Annotated in this window: 21 protein-coding genes; 10 read left to right on the forward strand and 11 right to left on the reverse strand. The window is 42.6% G+C overall.

Features of this window, described 5'->3' with window-relative positions; all coding sequences use genetic code 11:
* Position 1 precedes the first annotated feature (1 nt).
* On the reverse strand, positions 2 to 922 hold the full coding sequence (locus AC13FX_RS08435) for an ABC transporter ATP-binding protein (protein WP_482880108.1): 921 nt from the start codon (positions 920 to 922) through the stop codon (positions 2 to 4).
* 219 nt (positions 923 to 1,141) lie between these two features.
* On the opposite strand from AC13FX_RS08435, the gene AC13FX_RS08440 reads away from it, so the two are divergent.
* Together AC13FX_RS08440 and AC13FX_RS08445 are read left to right on the forward strand one after the other, a co-directional pair.
* Positions 1,142 to 2,581 carry a glycogen synthase gene (locus AC13FX_RS08440; RefSeq protein ID WP_482880109.1) on the forward strand — a complete coding sequence of 480 codons (1,440 nt, stop codon included), beginning with the start codon at positions 1,142 to 1,144 and terminating at the stop codon, positions 2,579 to 2,581.
* A gap of 10 nt (positions 2,582 to 2,591) precedes the next feature.
* Positions 2,592 to 3,866, forward strand: a complete 1,275-nt coding sequence (locus AC13FX_RS08445) for a glucose-1-phosphate adenylyltransferase (RefSeq protein WP_482880110.1) — start codon at positions 2,592 to 2,594, stop codon at positions 3,864 to 3,866.
* Here AC13FX_RS08445 and AC13FX_RS08450 read toward each other — a convergent pair.
* A complete protein-coding gene (locus AC13FX_RS08450; RefSeq protein ID WP_482880111.1) occupies positions 3,859 to 4,452 on the reverse strand; it encodes a magnetosome magnetite crystal formation protein family in 594 nt (197 codons plus the stop codon). The two genes, AC13FX_RS08445 and AC13FX_RS08450, sit on opposite strands and share 8 nt — an antisense overlap.
* Before the next feature lie 188 nt (positions 4,453 to 4,640).
* Positions 4,641 to 5,516 (reverse strand): succinate--CoA ligase subunit alpha, encoded by an 876-nt coding sequence (gene sucD / locus AC13FX_RS08455; RefSeq protein WP_482880112.1) that lies wholly within the window; start codon positions 5,514 to 5,516, stop codon positions 4,641 to 4,643.
* A gap of 224 nt (positions 5,517 to 5,740) precedes the next feature.
* Here sucD and AC13FX_RS08460 point away from each other — a divergent pair, with 224 nt between their 5' ends.
* The 4 genes from AC13FX_RS08460 to AC13FX_RS08475 all read left to right on the forward strand — a co-directional run bounded on the left by AC13FX_RS08460 (position 5,741) and on the right by AC13FX_RS08475 (position 11,477).
* The gene (locus AC13FX_RS08460; protein WP_482880113.1) at positions 5,741 to 5,947 is read left to right on the forward strand and encodes a hypothetical protein; all 207 of its coding nucleotides are present in this window, start codon (positions 5,741 to 5,743) and stop codon (positions 5,945 to 5,947) included.
* A gap of 171 nt (positions 5,948 to 6,118) precedes the next feature.
* Positions 6,119 to 8,485 (forward strand): choice-of-anchor B family protein, encoded by a 2,367-nt coding sequence (locus AC13FX_RS08465; protein ID WP_482880114.1) that lies wholly within the window; start codon positions 6,119 to 6,121, stop codon positions 8,483 to 8,485.
* A gap of 88 nt (positions 8,486 to 8,573) precedes the next feature.
* Entirely contained in the window at positions 8,574 to 9,644 is a 1,071-nt protein-coding gene (locus tag AC13FX_RS08470) for a YncE family protein (RefSeq protein ID WP_482880115.1), read from the forward strand.
* Positions 9,645 to 9,668: 24 nt separating this feature from the next.
* Positions 9,669 to 11,477, forward strand: coding sequence for an FG-GAP repeat domain-containing protein (locus AC13FX_RS08475; RefSeq protein ID WP_482880116.1), 1,809 nt, complete (start codon positions 9,669 to 9,671; stop codon positions 11,475 to 11,477).
* Positions 11,478 to 11,520: 43 nt separating this feature from the next.
* Here the strand turns inward: AC13FX_RS08475 and AC13FX_RS08480 are convergent, their stop codons facing one another.
* Positions 11,521 to 12,204, reverse strand: coding sequence for a DUF2238 domain-containing protein (locus tag AC13FX_RS08480; RefSeq protein ID WP_482880117.1), 684 nt, complete (start codon positions 12,202 to 12,204; stop codon positions 11,521 to 11,523).
* A 205-nt stretch (positions 12,205 to 12,409) separates the two neighbouring features.
* Here AC13FX_RS08480 and AC13FX_RS08485 point away from each other — a divergent pair, with 205 nt between their 5' ends.
* The 3 genes from AC13FX_RS08485 to AC13FX_RS08495 all read left to right on the forward strand — a co-directional run bounded on the left by AC13FX_RS08485 (position 12,410) and on the right by AC13FX_RS08495 (position 14,326).
* A complete protein-coding gene (locus AC13FX_RS08485) occupies positions 12,410 to 12,820 on the forward strand; it encodes a DUF6567 family protein (RefSeq protein ID WP_482880118.1) in 411 nt (136 codons plus the stop codon).
* A 70-nt stretch (positions 12,821 to 12,890) separates the two neighbouring features.
* Positions 12,891 to 14,102 (forward strand): serine hydrolase domain-containing protein, encoded by a 1,212-nt coding sequence (locus AC13FX_RS08490; RefSeq protein WP_482880119.1) that lies wholly within the window; start codon positions 12,891 to 12,893, stop codon positions 14,100 to 14,102.
* Positions 14,099 to 14,326, forward strand: a complete 228-nt coding sequence (locus tag AC13FX_RS08495; RefSeq protein WP_482880120.1) for a hypothetical protein — start codon at positions 14,099 to 14,101, stop codon at positions 14,324 to 14,326. Before AC13FX_RS08490 ends, AC13FX_RS08495 begins: the two co-directional genes overlap by 4 nt.
* A 128-nt stretch (positions 14,327 to 14,454) precedes the next feature.
* Here the strand turns inward: AC13FX_RS08495 and AC13FX_RS08500 are convergent, their stop codons facing one another.
* From AC13FX_RS08500 to AC13FX_RS08510, 3 genes are all read right to left on the reverse strand, one after another.
* Entirely contained in the window at positions 14,455 to 14,823 is a 369-nt protein-coding gene (locus AC13FX_RS08500) for an ester cyclase (protein WP_482880161.1), read from the reverse strand.
* A gap of 69 nt (positions 14,824 to 14,892) precedes the next feature.
* Positions 14,893 to 15,267 (reverse strand): DUF6176 family protein, encoded by a 375-nt coding sequence (locus AC13FX_RS08505; RefSeq protein WP_482880121.1) that lies wholly within the window; start codon positions 15,265 to 15,267, stop codon positions 14,893 to 14,895.
* A gap of 190 nt (positions 15,268 to 15,457) precedes the next feature.
* Positions 15,458 to 16,477 carry a sensor histidine kinase gene (locus AC13FX_RS08510; RefSeq protein ID WP_482880122.1) on the reverse strand — a complete coding sequence of 340 codons (1,020 nt, stop codon included), beginning with the start codon at positions 16,475 to 16,477 and terminating at the stop codon, positions 15,458 to 15,460.
* Positions 16,478 to 16,766: 289 nt separating this feature from the next.
* On the opposite strand from AC13FX_RS08510, the gene AC13FX_RS08515 reads away from it, so the two are divergent.
* On the forward strand, positions 16,767 to 17,438 hold the full coding sequence (locus AC13FX_RS08515) for a class I SAM-dependent methyltransferase (RefSeq protein WP_482880123.1): 672 nt from the start codon (positions 16,767 to 16,769) through the stop codon (positions 17,436 to 17,438).
* A 76-nt stretch (positions 17,439 to 17,514) separates the two neighbouring features.
* Here the strand turns inward: AC13FX_RS08515 and AC13FX_RS08520 are convergent, their stop codons facing one another.
* From AC13FX_RS08520 to AC13FX_RS08535, 4 genes are all read right to left on the reverse strand, one after another.
* On the reverse strand, positions 17,515 to 17,835 hold the full coding sequence (locus tag AC13FX_RS08520) for a hypothetical protein (protein ID WP_482880124.1): 321 nt from the start codon (positions 17,833 to 17,835) through the stop codon (positions 17,515 to 17,517).
* A 182-nt stretch (positions 17,836 to 18,017) separates the two neighbouring features.
* A complete protein-coding gene (locus tag AC13FX_RS08525) occupies positions 18,018 to 18,524 on the reverse strand; it encodes an SRPBCC family protein (protein WP_482880125.1) in 507 nt (168 codons plus the stop codon).
* Positions 18,514 to 18,846 (reverse strand): ArsR/SmtB family transcription factor, encoded by a 333-nt coding sequence (locus AC13FX_RS08530; RefSeq protein ID WP_482880126.1) that lies wholly within the window; start codon positions 18,844 to 18,846, stop codon positions 18,514 to 18,516. Before AC13FX_RS08530 ends, AC13FX_RS08525 begins: the two co-directional genes overlap by 11 nt.
* Positions 18,847 to 19,013: 167 nt before the next feature.
* Positions 19,014 to 20,156: a serine hydrolase domain-containing protein gene (locus tag AC13FX_RS08535; RefSeq protein WP_482880127.1), complete on the reverse strand. Its 1,143-nt coding sequence runs from the start codon at positions 20,154 to 20,156 to the stop codon at positions 19,014 to 19,016.
* Positions 20,157 to 20,170: the final 14 nt, after the last annotated feature.

A 20,170-nucleotide genomic window follows, 5' to 3' on the forward strand; every position in this document is an offset into this window, starting at 1 on the left:
CTTATTGGATCTCCTCTTTTTTGATATTGTCTTCTCCTACAGTGGAAATGAAAATGTCGGTCAGTGATGGTTGTATGCGCTCAAATTTGTGGATCTCTGAATGATCCATAGCCAGCTTCAGGATGTCTTGCATATTCTGGTCATTCAGTACTCGGATCTCAGCAAAATTTGTTGAGCGATTGTTGATACGAACCTCCTCAAGTTTATCGAGGAATGAACCATCACCGTCAAATTCCAGATTAATGGTGTTTTCGCCAAAGGAAGCTTTGATCTCCCTCAGTTTTCCGGTTAGCACAGCTTTACCATTGTTGAACAGGCAAATATCATCACACATTTGTTCCACCTGTTCCATGCGGTGAGTGGAGAATAAAATGGTCTTTCCATTGTCCTTTAATTCAATGATGATCTCTTTGAGGGTCTCACTATTGATGGGATCCAGCCCACTGAAAGGCTCATCAAATATGTAGATATCGGGATCGTGAGCAATAGTGGCAATAAACTGTATTTTCTGAGACATTCCCTTAGATAATTCACTGATCTCCTTCTTTTTCCATTCGGAAGCATCAAAACGATCAAGCCAGTAGTCAATGGCTTTTTTGGCAGCCTGACTGTTCATTCCTTTTAGTTGGGTCAGGTACATGAGTTGGTCAAAGACCTTCATTTTTTTATATAATCCTCTTTCTTCCGGCATATACCCGATCATTTTCTGTGTCTCCGGGCTCGCTTCGATCCCGTTGATTCCGATCGATCCGGTATCCGGTGTGAGGATATAGTTGATCATCCGGATCGTTGTGGTTTTACCTGCTCCGTTTGGTCCAAGTAGCCCAAAAATACGCCCCTTATGTACTTCGAAACTGACATCGTTCACAGCCTTTGTTTTACCAAACGATTTACTGATGCCGTCTACATTAATTATAGCCATGTTTTATTGGTGATTTTGATTGAATTAAATTGGTGCAAATGATAAACAAAATGCGGGAACATGCAGAAACAAAAATAATATCGAACTTATTATTCTGCTCATTATCAAATCATAAAATTTTGCCCAATAAGCCCTTATTTATTTTGGAAGATGCCCAAAGATTGCTTATTTCCTGATATAAACAAGTAAACGAACAATTAGGAAGAAGGTTACACTAAAATGCACATTGTTCATCTGAGTGCAGAATGTTATCCTGCGGCCAAAGCCGGCGGGCTCGCAGATGTAGTTGGCTCACTGCCAAAATATTTGAATCAATCAGGCCACTACTGTGATGTTGTCATCCCAAAGTATCATAATACCTGGATAGGGAAGCAGAAGTTCGATGTCGTTCATGAAGGTACCTTTGTAATGGGATCAGAAGAGGTCTCCTTTTCGGTACAGAGACACAAAGACGATGCGTTGGGGTTTCCTTTTTATGTCATCGATATACCGGGTAGGTTCGATCGGCCCGGAATCTATATAGATCCATGGTCGGGGCACGGATATTGGGACGAACTGGAGCGTTTTGTGAGTTTTCAGATCGCCTCATTGGAATGGTTGAAGTTGCGCGACAGGCAACCTGATATCATTCATTGTCACGACCACCATACCGGATTGGTTCCTTTCATGACCTCTCAGTGCAACCGATATCGGGATATGAGTGATATACCGACCGCGATCACCGTACATAATGCCGAATATCATGGTGTGCAAGACATAGAAAAATACCATTTGTTGCCGGCCTTTAATATTGACAAGCTTGGTTTATTGGATTGGGATGGTCAGCTCAATTCACTGGCTTCCGGTCTGAAATGTGCCTGGAAGATCACGACCGTGTCTAAAAACTATATGAGTGAACTTTCTGATAATAGTAATGGATTAGAAATGCTGTTTCAGCATGAACGTCAGAAATCAACGGGTATCATCAATGGAATAGATACGGAAGTCTGGGATCCTGCAACAGATGAATTGGTGGAGCATAACTTCAGTCACCGCAACCGAAAGAAGGGAAAAAGCCTTAACAAAAAGTACTTATGTGAGCACTTTGACCTAAACCCGGATCATCCAACGGTGGCATTTATAGGTCGTTTGGTTCGAGAGAAAGGAGCGGATCTTCTTCCGGACCTCTTCAGGCAGGTCATGTACTCAGATCAGAAAGTTAATTTCATTTTACTGGGAACCGGTGATCCACAGCTGCATCAGATCTTTACGCAGATGGAAGGAAATCATATGGGTTATTTTGATGCAACACTTGAATACAATGAAAAGCTTGCTCATCAGATCTATGCCGGTTCTGATTTTATTATCATGCCGTCAAGGGTTGAACCGTGCGGATTGAACCAAATGTTTGCCATGCGTTATGGAACGGTGCCAATTGTGAGATCCGTTGGGGGGTTAAAGGATACGGTTAAAGATGTTTCGGAAGAAGGCGGCTACGGGATCACTTTTGAAGACTTTAGTTTAGAGGCGGCATCCGAGGCCATCAGTCGTGCTGTCGACCTTTACAAAGATTCTAAGAAATATTCCGAAGTTTTAAGTAGAATTATGAAGCTGGATTTTTCCTGGAAGCGTTCGGCACGGGAATACGAAGAAATGTATAAGTCACTATTAAAGGATTAAACAGGGTATTATGAAAAGTTCATCAGTCATATCAGTCATTCTAGGAGGGGGAAGAGGAACACGCTTATTCCCATTAACAGACCATCGGTCAAAACCCGCGGTTCCGGTTGGAGGTAAGTACCGATTGGTGGATATCCCGATCTCTAACTGTCTGAATTCAAATATCAGACGGATCTATGTGCTGACACAGTTTAATTCCGCATCGCTGAACCGCCACATTAAGAACACCTATAATTTTGATGTATTCAGCAGTGGGTTTGTGGATATCCTGGCAGCTGAGCAAACCCCGGATAACACCGGTTGGTTTCAGGGAACGGCTGATGCTGTTCGTCAGTCTCTTCATCATATGGCAAACCATGAACATGACCATGTGCTGATCCTTTCAGGCGATCAGCTCTATCAAATGGACTACCGTAAGATGCTGGAACGCCATAAGGAAAATAATGCTGACCTGACCGTGGCCACTATTCCTGTGAATGCAGAAGATGCCACCGGTTTTGGGATCATGAAGACCAATAAGGATGGTGTGATCGAAGATTTTATTGAGAAGCCCTCAACGGATGAACTGGGTGATTGGAAATCTGATGTGCCTGAAGTTTACAGCTCTCAAGGTAAGGATTACCTCGCATCGATGGGAATTTATATCTTCAATCGTGAGGTGCTGAATAAACTCTTTAATGACAATCCTGATGCGGTCGACTTCGGTAAAGAACTCATTCCCAAATGTGTCCATGGCGACCAAAAAGTTTGCAGCTATGAATTTGGGGGCTATTGGACCGATATTGGAACTATCAAGTCATTCTTTGATGCGAATCTTTCGCTGGCAGATACCATACCGGAATTCAATTTATATGACAATGAGAACTTTATCTACACAAGGGCTCGTTTGCTGCCACCATCAAAGCTGAGGGGCACCACGCTTGAACATGCATTGGTGGCTGAAGGATGTATCATTGAAGCAAGCCGCATTGAGCGGTCAGTGATCGGGATCCGGTCACGGATTGGAAAAGGGACCTCCATCGAGAACTCCATAGTAATGGGTAATGATATATTCCAGGCCAGAGAAGATATTGATAATGCCTCACCAGAAAAGCCAGCAATGGGAATTGGTCAACGCTGTTATCTGAGTAACTGTATCATAGACCGAAATGCCAGGATCGGGAATGATGTACGGATAGTGGGGGGCGACCACCTTGAGGATGGAGATCATAAGTATCATTATGTAAGAGATGGCATAGTGATCGTGAAAAAGAAAACCACGATCCCGGATGGGACTACTATTTGAGAAACGGAATAGCTGGTTTAAAATAAACCTGTTCGCCTCTTTTTATCTTTAGGGTATTGAACACGATGATACCAATGTTATACGATATTGCTAAACCGGCAAATAGCCAAAAGCTGATCATGCTGTTTTGATAAGCAGTAAAATATTGTTCAATATCCCTAAAAATTATACTGCTTACATAAAGGAAATAGGTAATCAATCCTGCAAAAATTGTGATAGACCAGGTAATCTGAAAATTCAGGATCTTTTTACCGATATCATCAACTTTTGAAATTGTTTTTCTTTTAAGTATCCATAGCAATAAAGGTATAAGAACGCTTAAAAGTGGGAAAATAATAAATGTGAACTGAGTCAGGCTTAAGACCATTAGATAAGAGGTGTCTTCTTCCTTGTTCCATTCCAGTATCTCTTCCGGAGAAACTTTAAAAGCACTGGCAATCTTATTAAGGGTGTCACCTCTGGGTTCGGTTTCATTATTTTCAACACGCTGAATGGTTCGTAAACTTAGTCCGGTTTCCTCGGCTAGATTTTCCTGTGATAATCCAAACTTCTTCCTAAATGACTTTACATTATTTGCAACTGACATATTCAATTCTACTATTCGTTAATATTTGGTTGTATGATCTGCGCAAAATGTAAATGGTAAAGAATTCAATTTGTACGACTTGTTAACGTCATTTTTACGACACTACTGACAAGTGTAGTGAAAACATAATAAAAAAGCCTCAACCCGAAAGGGAAGAGGCTTTAAGTTTCTTAGGCTAACTGAAGAGTTTAGGCAGTTTCCAGCATTTTCTTCAGTGTCACTCCGATCTCAGCAGGACTGTCAACTACAGTAATACCTGCAGCAGCCAGTGATTTTTTCTTCTCCTGCGCGGTTCCTTTACCGCCTGAGATGATAGCTCCAGCGTGCCCCATTCGTCGGCCCGGAGGTGCTGTTGATCCTGCAATGAAAGCCACTACAGGCTTCTTGCAATTTTCTTTGATCCATTCACCGGCTTCTTCTTCAGCCGTACCACCGATCTCACCGATCAGTACGATGGCTTCCGTATCAGGATCGTCATTTAGTAATTTAACAGCATCAAGGTGGGTGGTTCCGATAACCGGGTCACCGCCGATACCGATGGCTGTACTTTGTCCCAATCCTTCTTTGGTGAGCTGGTCAACAGCTTCATAAGTGAGCGTTCCGGAACGGGAGATCAATCCAACCTTACCGGGAGTAAAGATATTTCCGGGCATGATACCAACTTTGGCTTCGCCTGGAGTAATAACACCCGGGCAATTAGGGCCGATCAATGTAGCACCGTGACTCTTCACGATCTGCTTGGCTACGATCATATCCTTAACCGGGATACCTTCGGTAATACAAATTATGGTTTTGATGCCTGCAAATGCTGCCTCGGTGATAGCATCACCAGCAAAGGCAGGGGGCACAAAAATTATGGATGTGTTGGCATCTGCCTCTTTAACGGCATCAGCAACAGTGTTAAAAACAGGTCGGTCTAAATGGGTTTGTCCGCCTTTTCCGGGAGTTACACCACCAACTACATTGGTGCCATACTCGATCATTTGCTCCGCATGAAAGCTACCTTCACTACCGGTAATTCCTTGTACGATCAGGCGGGTATCATTTCCAACTAATACGCTCATCTTGTCTTTTTTGAGGTTCAAATTTGGGGTTGGGAATATAGCATCATTAAGAGCGAATTGAAATGCTTATTTGTAAATGAACGTATCGAATTGCTTTGTGTGTACATGATCCTGAGTAAATAACAGGTCTTCAGGCAATACATTAGCTTTAGCTTCAAATGAACTACATAAATCTATGTTATGTTATTGGTATAGAGTTTAGAAAACCAAGGACAAGGAGTATTATGAGTCTCAAGAATAAAACCAGAAAAGAACTGGAAGCAAAAATTGAAGAGATAGAGAACCTGATACACAAGAGAGGAATTGGGGCAGATTATCTATCTCGCGCTGAGCGTATTCAACGGGATGTTAACCTGGCACTCATACTCGGTGGTACCGCCGCTATTCTCGGGGTAACAGCATGGAGTATCTATAAATTGAGGGGAGAATAAGTCTCAATTGGATGAGTGCCGAAGCATTTAATGTTTCGCTCTTTTTGTAAGGTTTTAAGAATTTTTAAAACCTTGTAGGCAATGTTTGCTCTCTTTTTATTGTTTTTTGATAGGTTGAATGTATCTTTAGCCCGTTAGATCTAGATTATCAAAGAACAAATACATTTTCCTATGAGACGATATTCACACATAATTCCGCTACTGCTTTTTACTTTTTTATTCTTTCCATTACATGCACAAACTACAGCCGATGGAGAAGCTGAACCGATGCAAGGTTTTGCTCGTGCGGTAGATGTGTCTGATGGAATAGTGTTTATTGGTGAACCTGCCAACTATCACCAAGCGGGCATCGTCTATCTATATGCAAAAAATGGGGGAGATTGGGTGGAGCAGGTCCAGTTGCAAGCATCAGATGGTGAGATCGGCAATAACTTTGGTTCTGTACTATCTGCTGACTCTGAACAACTCCTGATCGGTGCTCCCGGAGCAATGGACGGCAATGGTACTGTATATTACTATAAGGCAGAAGCCGGAGAATGGAATGAACAGGCTATTCTAACTTTGAATACAGAAGGAACGTCATTTGGATCAAGTGTTTTGCTGAAAGGTGATCATGCATTTATTGGGGCACCGGGTCATGCAGATGGCACCGGAGCTGTTGTGGTCTACCGAAACCGTAACGGAAACTGGAATGAAACTGCCACTATCGTTAATCCTGATACCAGTGGTTCAGGGTTTGGATCAACCCTGGCAATGGACGGGATGAACCTGGTAGTAGGTGCTCCTCAACGTTCTGGTGGTAATGCATATGTGTTTGAAAATGCAGGCTCGAGTTGGAATTTAACAGCTACCCTAAACAGTGATCAGGCTGACGAACGAAGCCTTTTTGGTTCCGCAGTTAATATAAAAGGTGAACAGATCTTTGTTGCTGCACCCCGTCAAAATGGAGCTGCCGGCGCTGTATTTGTCTTTTCAAAAGACGCAGAAAGTGGTGAATGGACAGAGGACGGCCGTTTAGTGGCATTTGATGCCCAAAACTGGTACATGTTTGGGGCCGCTATCGAATATTCCGGTAACAGTGTATGGATAGGGGCTCCGAATGCAGACGGAGGGAATGGAGCTATCTACGAATTTAATTCGGATGACTCAGGTAATTGGATCAGTGCTCAGAAAATGAGATCGGATCAGGAAGAAGGAGCCAATTTTGCCGGAACCCTGGCTCTTGAAGGAGATATTGCTGTTGTGGGTCTTACCGGTGCTGATTATGGAGCCGGTTCGGCTGCGATCATGGAACAAAATGATGCGGGCAGTTGGGCAACTCAGAAAATTTTGATGGGAAAAGGCGATGATGTTCTGGAGCCGATCACAGGTGGTCGCGTGGATTGTGAGGACGGAATGGCCGGAATTTATGGTTGTGATAACGTTGACCTGATCTCATTCCTTCCCATCAGTGCCATTGGTGGCGACCGTGGAGTTCGTCTCAATGACATGTGGGGTTGGGCCGACGATGAGACGGGTAAGAATTATGCGATCGTAGGGCGTAATGAAGGAACCTCATTTGTGGATGTGACCGATCCATTGAATCCCATCTATGTGGGCAATTTACCGATGACCGAAGGCTCCCGTGCCAATGTTTGGCGAGACATGAAAGTGTACAAGAACCATGTATTTGTGGTTGCCGATAATGCAGGAGAACATGGCATGCAGGTTCTGGACCTGACCAAACTGCGAGAATTTGACGGTGAACCGATACTGTTTGAAGAAGATGCGATCTATCGCAATATAAACAGTGCCCATAATATCGTGATCAACGAAAGCACGGGCTTTGCATTTGCAGTAGGTAGCAGCGGCGGAGGCGAAACCTGTGGCGGTGGACTTCACATGATCAATATTCAGGATCCCAAGAATCCTACATTTGCCGGTTGCTTTGCAGATCCATCTACAGGGCGATCCGGAACCGGATATTCACATGATGCGCAGTGCGTGATCTATGAAGGACCTGATGAAGATCATCAGGGAAGTGAAGTTTGCTTTGGCTCGAATGAAACGGCCGTCAGCATTGCGGATGTAACAGATAAAGACAACCCAATTGCTCTTTCAACAGCTTCATATCCGGATCATGCTTACATCCACCAGGGATGGTTATCAGAAGATCAGCGTTACTTCTTCCAGAACGATGAACTGGATGAGCTTTCAGGAAATGTGGACCAAACACGTACCTTGGTTTGGGACGTAAGTGATCTGGATGATCCGCAGTTTGTGACGGAATTCTTCGTTCCAAATCCATCATCTGACCACAACCTGTATATCGAGGGTAATACCATGTATCAATCCAATTATTCAAGCGGATTACAGGTGATCGATATTTCCAACCCTGCGGAACCTCAGCGTGTCGGTTATTTTGATTCACATCCATTCGAAGAAGACGGTCCCGGCTTTCCCGGAACCTGGAGTAATTATCCATATTTCGATGACATCGTATTAATGACAAGCTCTAACGAAGGGTTGTTCATTTTAGATGCCAACCGGGACGATTAAAGGCACACTAAAATAATTTGGCAACTTCGGAGTTTTCGGTTTGAAGGCTTTTGAAGTTGCCATTTTTTATTCATTAAAGATGAGATCTATGAATGTGTTATCAAGATTTATAATGGTCACCACACTGATACTTGTATTGTCAGTTGACCTGTTTGCTCAGTCGAATGATCTTCCTCAGTATATTTATGTGTGTAATCAAGGGTCTGCAACGGTCACCGTAATCGATGTTTCAACCAATGAAATAGCTGAAACGGTTGACTTACAGGAATTAGGTTTTTCAGCCAATGCCAAGCCACATTATGCCATTGCGGAGTCAGATGGTTCATACTGGTATCTCACTTTGATCGGTGAAAACCGAGTATTGAAATTTAACCGTGAAAATGAACTGATCGCAACTGTTGAACTGGAAGTTCCGGGATTAATGGCTATGCACCCAACAAAAGATATTTTGTATGTAGGCCGGTCCATGAGTGCGGTCAACCCACCTCAGAGTTTTGGAGTGGTGAATCGATCGGATATGGAAGTCATAGATGAAGTCGGATTGTTTTTTGCCCGTCCACATGCCATTGTCAGTGCTCCTGAAGGCGACTGGATGTATATAGGCAGCCTTAGTGAGAACCAGATATATACAACCAATATTGAGTCAGAAGAATCCAATTTGATCAATGTACCGGGACCCACCCATACATTTGTGAATTTTGCCATTACTCCGGATGGCAAAACCATGATCGCAACCGGACAGGTATCCGGGCAGTTGCTATTTTTTGATGTATCAGATCCGATGACTCCCCAATTGACGGGAAGTGTAGCAGTTGGCGCACAACCATGGCACCCTGTGATCTCAGCAGATGGGAAATATGCGTATTTTGCCAACAAACAAGACCACAGTGTATCCGTTGTTAATCTGCAGTCTAAAACGGTAGAAGATACCATAAAGGGAATGGGTTTGGCGCAACCCCATGGTGCTGCTCTATCCGGGGATGGTAAGTATCTATACATCACAAATAATAACCTGGATGGAACCTATAACCCCGACGGAGCAGAGGGTGAGCAGGATCTGCCGGGAACTGTTGTTATAATCGACACAGAAACGCATAGTATTGTAAAAGTGATCGAAGTTGGACACTACCCATCAGGCATTGGTACCAATATCCGGTAATCTGATTATAAAATGATCTTCAAAATGCTTCGTAAATTATTTCCCATACTGCTGTCACTGACCTTACTTAACGCTTGCAGTCCCTCAAAAACGGTTGTTAACACGGATTACAGGCTCACGGAAGCGTATCAGCAATATGTGGAACCATTCCCATTTTTTGATCAAAATGGCGAAGCGATCGATTTCCCATTTCTTGGTGGGTTCAACGCTCCCCGTCCCCAGTTTGTGGATATTGATGCTGATGGTGACCCTGACCTTTTTGTGCAGGAAAATACCGGAGATCTAAAATATTTTGAGTACACAAGTATAGAAAATGGATTTCCATTAATCTGGAAAACAGATAAATATAAAACCCTGGATATCGGGGAGTGGTTCCGGTTTGTGGACCTGGATCAGGATGGCGACCTGGATCTGCTCACAGAACAACCTTATAGCTACATCAGGGTATATAGGAATGCGGGCAATGAAAGCAGTCCGAAATTTGAGCTCGCCGTTGATTCTTTAAGGGATACAAATGGGGAACCGATCTTCTCCGATCGCCAAAATATTCCAAACGTCACAGATATTGATAATGACGGGTATCTTGATCTGTTCATAGGACGTTTGGATGGTACACTGATGCGGTATGAGTCAGTTGGGAGAGACAAAAACGAAATTCCACAGTTTAAGCTGGTGACCCAACGGTTCGAAAATATTGAGATCGTAAAACAGTTCGGTACCATGCACGGTGCCAACACCATGGCATTTATGGATATTGATGCAGACGGTGACCAGGATATATTCTGGGGTGATTTCTTTGAACCAAGCGTGCTTTTACTGGAAAACCGGGGGACTCCAACCAATCCTGAGTTTCAGGGTGAACCGCGTCCTTTTCCATACGGAGATCCGGTTCAAACCAGTGGATATAATGCTCCCACGCTCACTGATTGGGGGAATGACGGAGACGTGGATCTGTTCCTTGGAGTGTTGGGTGGTGCCTATAATGCTAACCAGACACTGGCTGAAAATTTTCTGTTTTACGAACAGCTATCATCGGGAGAATTCAGTTTGCAAACCAAACAATTCCTCAGAAATCTGGATGTTGGTAATGAAAGCATTCCTGCCACCGGCGACATCGACGGAGATGGGGACCTGGATCTGATGCTGGCTAATAAGATCGACCCGTTTAACAGAAACTCCTCGATCGTATATCTGTATGAAAACCTTGGAACTAAAACCGCTCCTGAATACCATCAAAATGGTACCCTGAACCTGCCTGATGCCTATCATTATGCTCCCATTTTAGGAGACCTGAATCGGGATGGTCTCGATGACTTGCTCCTTGGCAGATGGAGAGGCGGAGTGGCTTATTATGAGAATCAAGGTGGCACTTTTGAATTAGTCGAAGAGACTATTTTCGAACTGCCTCGTGGGAGTAATGCGGTACCGGCCATGGCAGACCTGGATGGAGATGGGGACCTGGATGTGATGGTAGGAGCATCCGGAGGAAGTGTAGCTTATTTTGAAAATATCGGAACGCCCGACGAACCTGAATTCCAGCTTGTTGAAGATGCTTTCACCAATGTGGAAGTCCGCCATAGAAGTGCACCTGCCTTTTATGATGTGGACGGTGATGGAGATATGGACTTGTTTCTCGGTTCAAAAGTGGAAGGCATCAGGTTTTATAGAAATACCGGTAATGCACAGGGGGCGCAATTCAGTGAAGAAGATCTTCCGGTCAATATCAGGGTAACCCAATTCAGTACTCCACATTTTGCAGACTTGGATGGGGACGGGATTCTAGAATTTTTGTCGGGGAATAAAGAAGGTGGGATTATATATTACAGCCGATAATATCTTCAGGTCTTGAGTAAAACTCTGAGTTGATGTTAAATTCCTATTGCTTAAACCACTCAGGATTCTTTTCTATAAAAGACCGGATCCAGTCCTTCACAAAGAAGCTTTTTTCCCTTTTTAGGTAACCATAGCCGGCAAAAGTAATAAGGAAAGCCCCAAGCGCATTCACGATGATATCCCACATAGTATCAGTTAGCCCGGAGGGGTCGCCCAGCATTTCTTTCTGCATGTTCATCCCGAATAGCTGATCCATTCCAAACTCGAAGATCTCCCAAACAGAACCAATGGCCAGGGCGAAGGTAAAGGAAAAAAAGGCAATGAATCCCGGGGTCAGGTTTACATGTACGCGTTTACTTTCATTTAATACATATACAAGGATGAAACCGAGGATCCCCATCAGCAGTCCGGCTGAGGTGTGAAGGGCCATATCCCACCACCATAATCGATGGTAGAAATCTTGAATTTCTCCAAGGTAAAAAGAAGCGAATACGAATATAACAGCCGTAAAATGAAGTTCTGCAGGGATCTCCATTTGTAATTGTCTTCGAAAAAGAATGGGAGAGAACACCGTAATAATGATGAGTGTGACCAGGAAAAGAGACAGCCAGCTTTGATCTACCAAAAGAAGCAGCCATTCAACAAAGAGAAGCGCCAACAAGATCCTTATGAATATGCGGTGGATCCTAAACTCACGGTTCTGGAGATCTGAGAAGGGGTTTTTCATATCCTTAACATAGTGACTGTTGAAGATTTTAGAAAGGATCAATGTATCGTTACCATTTCCGATATCAATTCCTCCTCTCCCAATACAAATTGTATCTGAACTAATGTTTCAAAAAGACCCTAGAATCAGTATTTCCCCTACATACTATATGGTATTAAACTGCTTAGGATATACAAAACTAAATCAATGTATTAAGGGAGTTTAAATGAGAGATAATATTTATTTACTGGTTCTTTTAACTCTGGTCATCGGCGGTTGCTCAAATTCCGGGGCTTTTTTATCAGCAAATCAGACCATAGTAAATCTGGAGGAGGGTAATTATACCATTGCAGCCACTAATGTGATGGGTGAATCTGAATCAGCCTACATCATTGGGTTGAGTTATTCCACCGGACTTACAGCTGCGACATTTGCGATCGCAAGGGTAGATGGAACTGGGATGATGTATGCTGAGGCTCTGGAAAATCTTTGGGAGAACTTTGAGGTGACGGGTGAAGATGTAAAGGACCAAAAGCTCGCACTGGTAAATGTAAGATATGATACCGACATCATAAATCTATTTGTCTATACTAAAGTACGGGTGACTGTAAGAGCCGATATAGTTAGGTTTGATTGATAAACTAGCATAAAGCTACTAAGGATTGAAAATAATTAGTGCGTTAATACTGCTTCCATTTTTTATGATAATGGGGTTCCTGAAGTTTGGCCATGATGATGGCAACTTAGGTGGGAATAATATTCAACAGCTTGACCAACAAATTCCGCGTTGGATGAGTAAATATGAAGTTCCCGGGGTCATAATTGCTGTTATAGAGGAAGGAATGGTAAGTTGGTCAAATGCTTACGGTGTAGCCGATCTGGAAGAACATGCACCTATGACCACTGAAACTGTATGCAGGGTAGAATCGATCTCGAAATCAGTAACGGCAAGGGCTATCATGAAGCTTGTGGAAGAAGGTCTGATAAACCTTGAGGATCCTTTGGTAAAGTACATTCATAGCTGGCAATTTCCTCCTTCAGAACCTGATGTGCAAAACATTACGATAAGACAATTACTCAGCCATAGTTCCGGCCTAACCTTGGGTACACTTGGCTTGGAATATGCTCCTAATGCTATTAAGCAAACCTTGAGGGAAAGTCTTTCGAAAGAAGTTAAGATGGTTCACAAACCTGGAATGGCATTCAACTATTCAAATGTAGGCTATCATCTTCTTGAATTGCTGATAGAAGATGTTACAGGACAAGTCTATTCAGAATATATGCAGGAAGAGATCCTGGATCCCCTTGGGATGACAGATTCCGGTTTTGAATGGAGAAAAGATTTTATCACACCGGTCCCAAACGGCTATGAGCAGAACGGAAGACCAGTTCCTGTTTATGTTTACTCTGAAAAAGCAGCCGGAGGGCTTTTTGCAAACGTTGGGGATCTGGCTCAATTTGTGATCTCGGGTATGGTGAACGAGTTCTATTTTCCGGAGAACGTGCTTTCCGAAAAGAGTTTACAAGAACTGTATGAGCCTGTAATTGAAACCGCCGGAATTTACAGCCTGGTTTCGGATACATATGGTTTGGGGCATTTCATTGAAGCATTACCGGGAGGCGAAAAGGCTGTTTTTGGTGGAGGACAGGGGCATGGATGGATGACACATTTTCATATGTTACCGGAAAAAGGAGAGGGTATTGTGATCCTGACAAACAGTTCAAGAAGCTGGCCACTGATATCACAAATACTAGGTGCCTGGACAGAAGGAATCGGAATAAAGTCAGTTGGAATGAAACTGATCTCCAATGCGATAACAATCCTTTGGGTATTGAACATTCTGATACTGGTGATAGTTCTGCTTATTGCAGCCAGGATCTTAATTGATCTGCAAAAGGCAGTAGAAGATTCAATATGAGATTCAGGACCTTTGCCTTCTTGCAATACATAGATCTGTTTCTATTTGTCATACTGATCTCCCTGCTGATATGGTTACAAGCTCAGGATTATATCTTTTTGACCTCAGTTTTTCCGGGAGTGGGTGATAATACTATTCTACTGCTTTGGGGGCTTTCATTCGTTTTGCTTCTAATGGTATTTTTCCCAAAACGAGAGAGCCATCCTAAGTACATTCAAGAATAAATGGGTTATTTGTGATGTTGGAAAAAGCAGAACCTCTCATCTGTTACTTTGAGGGAGGATACCAACATATCCTGGAATCCAGAAGATCGATCAGGTAAACCGATAGTTTTTATTTTTTTAGATTTATTCTATTTCTCAGGAATGGGCAACCCATGCTGTCTCAGGAAACTGAGTTTATCCCAGTACCCTCGCTGAAATTGTATTTTCCCACCAATAATATGAAAGAAGCCACACCCTCTGAGTCCCTGTGGGTCTTTCCATTCCAGGATAGCCCACTCGCCATCTTCAAATATATTTTCAATGATGCAGGTCATATCAGCAGTGCTGAATTCTTTTTCAAACCTTTCGCGAATGGCGGGCCTGCCTTCTACCGGATCTTCGGCAACCTGATGGTTTACGGCATCCTCCGCGTAAAATTCGGATAAGGCTTTTGCATCACCTTGATTGAAGACATCCACCCATTGTTTGATCAATGTTCCTGGCCTAAGATTTGCCATTTTTTCTCCGTTTTTTGTCACCAGTTCTTTTTTTAGAAACCTTGAGATGAAATTTAGCCTGAAAACAGGTCAACCTTCCGGTTCTTCGGAAAAAACGGTTTTCTCTGAACCATCAGCACTAAAAACCAGTTTCAGCGGAACAGCATTTGAAAGATCGAGGCATTCTGCCATTATTTGTTTAAACTCAATATCGACAGGAAGTGATGATTCTTCAAAAGCACGACCTGCAGACACAAGATCTTTTGAACGTGAATATAGGTAGAGGTAACTCATTTCGCCTTCATTCAAAAGAAATACGGCTTCGTCTCTGATTCCTTCTGATCGCAAGGCTTCGATCACTTCATTTTCCCGATCCGACAAGCCTGCGATCCAGGACTCAATTTGTTTGATCTTACCCTTTTGAACCGGGATTTTTAAACATTGACATTGAAGTTGATCAGACATCGCTTATTTCCTCCTGTATGTTCTTAAACCTTATTTTTAGATGGATGGACTGTTCTAATAAACGGCTAAAAAATTGAGACAAGCAAATATAGTAAGGTTAATGAAGATCAATATTAAAGGGGTAATTAAGCCATTTAATGCAGGCATAATTACATTACTTGTGGTGGTGGGTCAGGAATGCTTTAACTTACTACTGTATCGAAAATGAGACAGTAAATGCAGCGCCGTTTTTCGGTTGAGAAGAGTATGAGAATTTACCGTCAAGCTGATCAGTAAGAGCCTGAATGATATTGAAACCTATAGAGGTGTTATCTGAAGATAATTCGTCAGGTAACCCGACACCATCATCCCTGAACTCGATCATCAGCTTTTCTTCTATTTGTTCAGCCGTAATTTGAATATGTCCCTCATTTCTGTTTACAAAAGCATGCTTATAGGCATTCACCAGTAACTCCGAGATAATTAAACCCAGCGGCACAGCCTGAATCAGGGGAATAGTGATACTTTCACAGTTTATATCGATATTTATATTCTTACCGGGCATTAAAATGACATTGTCTACGCTTTCAGCCATTTCATGAAGGTAAGCACACAAGGAAATGTTGGCATCCATTTCAGCATCCTTATAAAGTTGCTCATGTACCTGCGCAATCGACTGTAAGCGGCAATATGATGTCTTGAGGCTTTCAACTACATTCTCATTAACTGAAGACTCGATCTGCATGTAAAGCAGTCCGGCAATGATGGCCAGGTTGTTTTTTACACGGTGGTGCATCTCTGCCAATAGGATGGAGCGCTCTTTTTTATGGCTTTGAAGCTGCCTCTCTGTTTCTTTTTTATCAGTGATATCCCTTATAACGCTGACCACTCCTTTTTCCCAGCCTTCCTCTTTTCGCAGTGCGCTCACGGTATTATAGGTATCAATGATCCTCCCATCTCTCCGTTGCATCTGAAATTCCCCTTCATAGATACCGCTTTCGTCCAGCATGGCTTCAGATTCTTCACCAAATTTCTCGAAGTGTTCCTGGCTTACATGTAAGATGGATGTTTTTTGTCCGATCAACTCATCTTTACTATAACCGAACAATTCTTCAGTGACCGTATTGCAATTTCTGATAATTCGCCCGTCGGGGTCAACGAGTATCACTGCTTCGCCAATGCTATTCAGAATAGCACTGTTCATTTCTTCCTGAGTGATCGAATTTATCATTGATTTTTATTTCAGTTGTCAGAATTGCATCTCAGTGTCTATTGATCGCTGCATTAAAGCTTATAATGTTGTGTATCTGAGATGATTTTCCAAATAATTATTCAATTATCTGATACTTTTGTTTTCTAAGATTACGTACCTGCTTGGGCTTCATGATATTATAGTAACGGCATCATTAGATAAAAAAAGAGAATGAATTAATTATAAAGACGTGGTATCATATGTTCAGTAATTTGTAATAAAGAATATGGCTTGTAAATGTGATCAACAGTCTAGGAGTGTCAGAGTGATGAAAAACCCCGGTTCAAAAAGGAATAAACAACCCTGGCCAACAAAAGATGCCATGGAGCAAGTGTACGAACTGAACCTGTGGGGTGGAAGTGGAACTGATTTTTATTCAGGATCAGGGTCCCATCATGCTGATATCGTAGATCCATACATTGAGACGGTCAGTACTTTTTTTCGATCATTTGAAAAGCCCCCGGTGGTATGTGACCTGGGGTGCGGTGATTTCAACATTGGCCGGCAACTGATTCAGTTTACAAAACAGTATATAGCTGTAGATATAGTAGAGGATCTCATTGATCGTAATAAGAAGAAATTCAAATCAGGGAACCTGGAATTCAGTTGTCTGGATATGGCTTATGATGAGTTGCCGGAAGGAGACTGTGCTTTGGTAAGACAGGTACTGCAGCATTTATCGAATGCAGAGATAGAACGCATTGTGCCCAAGCTGAGCAAATATCCATACCTTATTGTTACTGAGCATACCCCCGAAGGAGATTTCAAACCCAATCTGGATATCATTTCAGGTCAGGGGATCAGGTTGAAGAAGAAGAGCGGGGTAGATCTGTTAGCGACTCCTTTCTGCCTTAAAGTTAAGGAAGCAAAGCAGCTGTTGGCGGTACCCTATAAAGAGGGTAAAGGGATTCTTGTTACGACTCTGTATAAAACTAACTGAGGCGGAGCCACAGAAGGGCATTACGGAGCAGAGCTCCGAAATGAGAATAATGGGAAGTTGGTGCTACGTGACGATTCTAAAGAGCTAAAATGGATCTGGATATAAGGTACAGTATTAACCAAACCATAATGCCGATAACCTGAAACCTCAGCCGGGATCTGGCAGAGATCAATGTTTCTCTCAATGGTGACTCATACTCCTCAAAGGATTCTTTTTTCCAGAGTTTTTTAAGAAAAGAGATATTACCAAATGCATCATAGGTTTCTTTGAATTGAAACCCCATAACCGAAACGTTGTTCTTGCCGGTTTCATCGACCAGGGCTTTGAAAGGCTTGATCATCCGGATGGCTGTAAAAGCCAGTATTACCGAACCATAATTTAGTATGTAGTGATCCATTTGCTAAACAACAGTGTTAACATTAACTAATTTAAAAAGTAGCCTAAAAGTACCATTCATTCTGATCTATTATCAGATAGTCCACCATTGAAACGCAAATCAAACCATTCCACACCAGTTAGGCTGGTTGGCAGCGAGATCACGGCTGAGGTAAAGTAAGTGATCAGGTCAATGAACGAGACTTACTTCTGGTGTCCTGATTCCAATATTTGAGCTAATTCCTGTATAGTGGCTGTGAATCCTTCCTTGAAACCCATTTCCAAAATAGTTTCCAGATCAGCCAGGTTTTCATGCCGTATATTTATATTAACAGTCGTCAAGCCATCTGATTCTGTAAACTCAATATTCCAGTTCGATCTTGGCATTTCCTGGTTAATATTTCCATCACTATCACAAAATCCATCCTTGAATTTGATATTATTTTTTGGTGAAATAGATATAAAATCAGCAAAAGACCAATGTTTTTCTCCTTCCGGACTCACCATGGCGTAAAGTCGTCTGCCACCTTCTTTGAAATTCATTGTTTTGGTTTCAGACTTCCAGGGTTTTGGGGCCCACCATTGGTCAAGAAGATCAGGTTCTGTCCAGGCTGCCCAAACATGTTTTAAAGGTGCCTTAAAATCCCTTTTCACATTTACAGTTTTGTTCTTTTTGTCAACAGAGAAGTTTGTCATTAATTCATTCTTCATTGTCTTGGTTTTTTAAATTAGTGAGTACCTGATCAAGGTGGTTGAAACGGTCTACCCAAAGTTGCCTGAATTGCTCAAGCCATTCGTCTATCTCTTTTATTTTTTGTGGATGAATGTAGCAAAACCGTTGCCTTCCTTTCTTTTGTATAACTACCAGGCCGCTTTCATCCAGTATTTTGATATGCTGAGATATAGCGGGGCGACTCATGTCAAAGTTTTCTGCAATTGAATTCAGGTTTAGCGGTTCTTTGGCGATTAGGGATAAGATATCCCGCCTTGTTGGATCTGCTACAGCCTGAAAGACATCTCTTCTTTTTTCCATGGGAAGTTAATGCGTAAGTGTTTGCTTACGTGAATATATATGTAAGCAATTACTTACGCAAATAGTTTTTATTGTACTCGTTGCTAAGATTTGGCTTATCAACGTATTCTCTGAAGCTCCAAACTCTTGATTGCCAGAGTATGAGACAAGTAGTGATCGATCACCCCTTATTTACTTCCGAAAACAAAATGATCAAGGAACGTCCGGGCAAATACAGATTTTTCAACGGCTGCTTTATCCAGTGGGTTTCCCCACCACATGCCTTCACTGTTTGCGAGAAGAATCAACGTCAGATCACGTTCCGGAATTTTAAGGTAAAGGGCAGTAAACCCGGCTTCTTCATCCCAGCCTGAATGCCATATCAGTTTCTCACCACGATACTCCTGCACGTACCAGCCAAAAGCATAAGGGAGTGCTGTGCCATCAGGTGACTTCGCAGGAGTAAAGAGTTTCTTATTGACTGCCTCTGATGCCAGGAGACCGGTATCTATGGCAATATCGTATTTTGCAAGGTCATTGACTGATGATACAATACCGGCACCGCCCGCAAGGTGCCGTTCAATATGTCTTTTACGGTGATAGCTGCCATCTTTGTATTCAAATCCCTGAGCCATATCAAAGAATACGAGGGCTTTTTCACGTTGCCACATACTTGACATGGTGTTATTCATGCCGGCAGGGGCGAGAATATTTTCCTGTATCAGTTGAGCCATCGTATTATGGCGGCCTTCTACAGCACTGATAGGTTTGCCATACACATATTCGATATACCGGGAGAGGCGGGAATACATGATAGGATTATACATAAACCTGGTTCCTGGTTCTCCGTTGACCGTATGATTAAGAACGTTTTGGATTGATATCGATGCCTTACAGCGAAGGTCGTTACCAAATACAATTCCTGATCCGGCCAGCCAGCTGCAAAAATTATCCCAGCCCGGCATATCGTTGATGTGAGATTCAAAATCAACTTTTCCCTGCTCCTCAAGTTGAAGGAATAGAAGGCCCAAAAAGGTTTTTGTGACAGAGGCGATCCAGAAAGGAGTATCCGGAGTTACATCCTTGAATGAAGCTCCATCACCGGTATCAAAATGTGAGCTTCCGAATCCTTCAGACCAGACCAATTCCTGATCCTTTACAATGGCGGCAGCCAGTCCGGGTATGTGGTTTGCCGTTCTTAGGGAATCCAGCTCGGTTGAAAAATCAGAGACAAGTTGGTCATTCCAGGGTAATTGCGTTGCAGATTGTGAATGGGCTAATACCGGAATAAAACAGATCCCCATAAAAATGGAAAGAATTCTAGAAAGCAAAGGACAGTTATTTA

It is taken from the genome of Gracilimonas sp. B-17 (genome assembly GCF_056857935.1).

Excerpts from the sequence above, each read along its gene's own strand:
- AC13FX_RS08435 (WP_482880108.1), bottom strand. The coding sequence starts at position 922 with ATGGCTATAATTAATGTAGACGGCATCAGTAAATCGTTTGGTAAAACA.
- AC13FX_RS08440 (WP_482880109.1), top strand. The coding sequence starts at position 1,142 with ATGCACATTGTTCATCTGAGTGCAGAATGTTATCCTGCGGCCAAAGCC.
- AC13FX_RS08445 (WP_482880110.1), top strand. The coding sequence starts at position 2,592 with ATGAAAAGTTCATCAGTCATATCAGTCATTCTAGGAGGGGGAAGAGGA.
- AC13FX_RS08450 (WP_482880111.1), bottom strand. The coding sequence starts at position 4,452 with ATGTCAGTTGCAAATAATGTAAAGTCATTTAGGAAGAAGTTTGGATTA.
- sucD (WP_482880112.1), bottom strand. The coding sequence starts at position 5,516 with ATGAGCGTATTAGTTGGAAATGATACCCGCCTGATCGTACAAGGAATT.
- AC13FX_RS08460 (WP_482880113.1), top strand. The coding sequence starts at position 5,741 with ATGAGTCTCAAGAATAAAACCAGAAAAGAACTGGAAGCAAAAATTGAA.
- AC13FX_RS08465 (WP_482880114.1), top strand. The coding sequence starts at position 6,119 with ATGAGACGATATTCACACATAATTCCGCTACTGCTTTTTACTTTTTTA.
- AC13FX_RS08470 (WP_482880115.1), top strand. The coding sequence starts at position 8,574 with ATGAATGTGTTATCAAGATTTATAATGGTCACCACACTGATACTTGTA.
- AC13FX_RS08475 (WP_482880116.1), top strand. The coding sequence starts at position 9,669 with ATGCTTCGTAAATTATTTCCCATACTGCTGTCACTGACCTTACTTAAC.
- AC13FX_RS08480 (WP_482880117.1), bottom strand. The coding sequence starts at position 12,204 with ATGAAAAACCCCTTCTCAGATCTCCAGAACCGTGAGTTTAGGATCCAC.
- AC13FX_RS08485 (WP_482880118.1), top strand. The coding sequence starts at position 12,410 with ATGAGAGATAATATTTATTTACTGGTTCTTTTAACTCTGGTCATCGGC.
- AC13FX_RS08490 (WP_482880119.1), top strand. The coding sequence starts at position 12,891 with ATGGGGTTCCTGAAGTTTGGCCATGATGATGGCAACTTAGGTGGGAAT.
- AC13FX_RS08495 (WP_482880120.1), top strand. The coding sequence starts at position 14,099 with ATGAGATTCAGGACCTTTGCCTTCTTGCAATACATAGATCTGTTTCTA.
- AC13FX_RS08500 (WP_482880161.1), bottom strand. The coding sequence starts at position 14,823 with ATGGCAAATCTTAGGCCAGGAACATTGATCAAACAATGGGTGGATGTC.
- AC13FX_RS08505 (WP_482880121.1), bottom strand. The coding sequence starts at position 15,267 with ATGTCTGATCAACTTCAATGTCAATGTTTAAAAATCCCGGTTCAAAAG.
- AC13FX_RS08510 (WP_482880122.1), bottom strand. The coding sequence starts at position 16,477 with ATGATAAATTCGATCACTCAGGAAGAAATGAACAGTGCTATTCTGAAT.
- AC13FX_RS08515 (WP_482880123.1), top strand. The coding sequence starts at position 16,767 with ATGAAAAACCCCGGTTCAAAAAGGAATAAACAACCCTGGCCAACAAAA.
- AC13FX_RS08520 (WP_482880124.1), bottom strand. The coding sequence starts at position 17,835 with ATGGATCACTACATACTAAATTATGGTTCGGTAATACTGGCTTTTACA.
- AC13FX_RS08525 (WP_482880125.1), bottom strand. The coding sequence starts at position 18,524 with ATGAAGAATGAATTAATGACAAACTTCTCTGTTGACAAAAAGAACAAA.
- AC13FX_RS08530 (WP_482880126.1), bottom strand. The coding sequence starts at position 18,846 with ATGGAAAAAAGAAGAGATGTCTTTCAGGCTGTAGCAGATCCAACAAGG.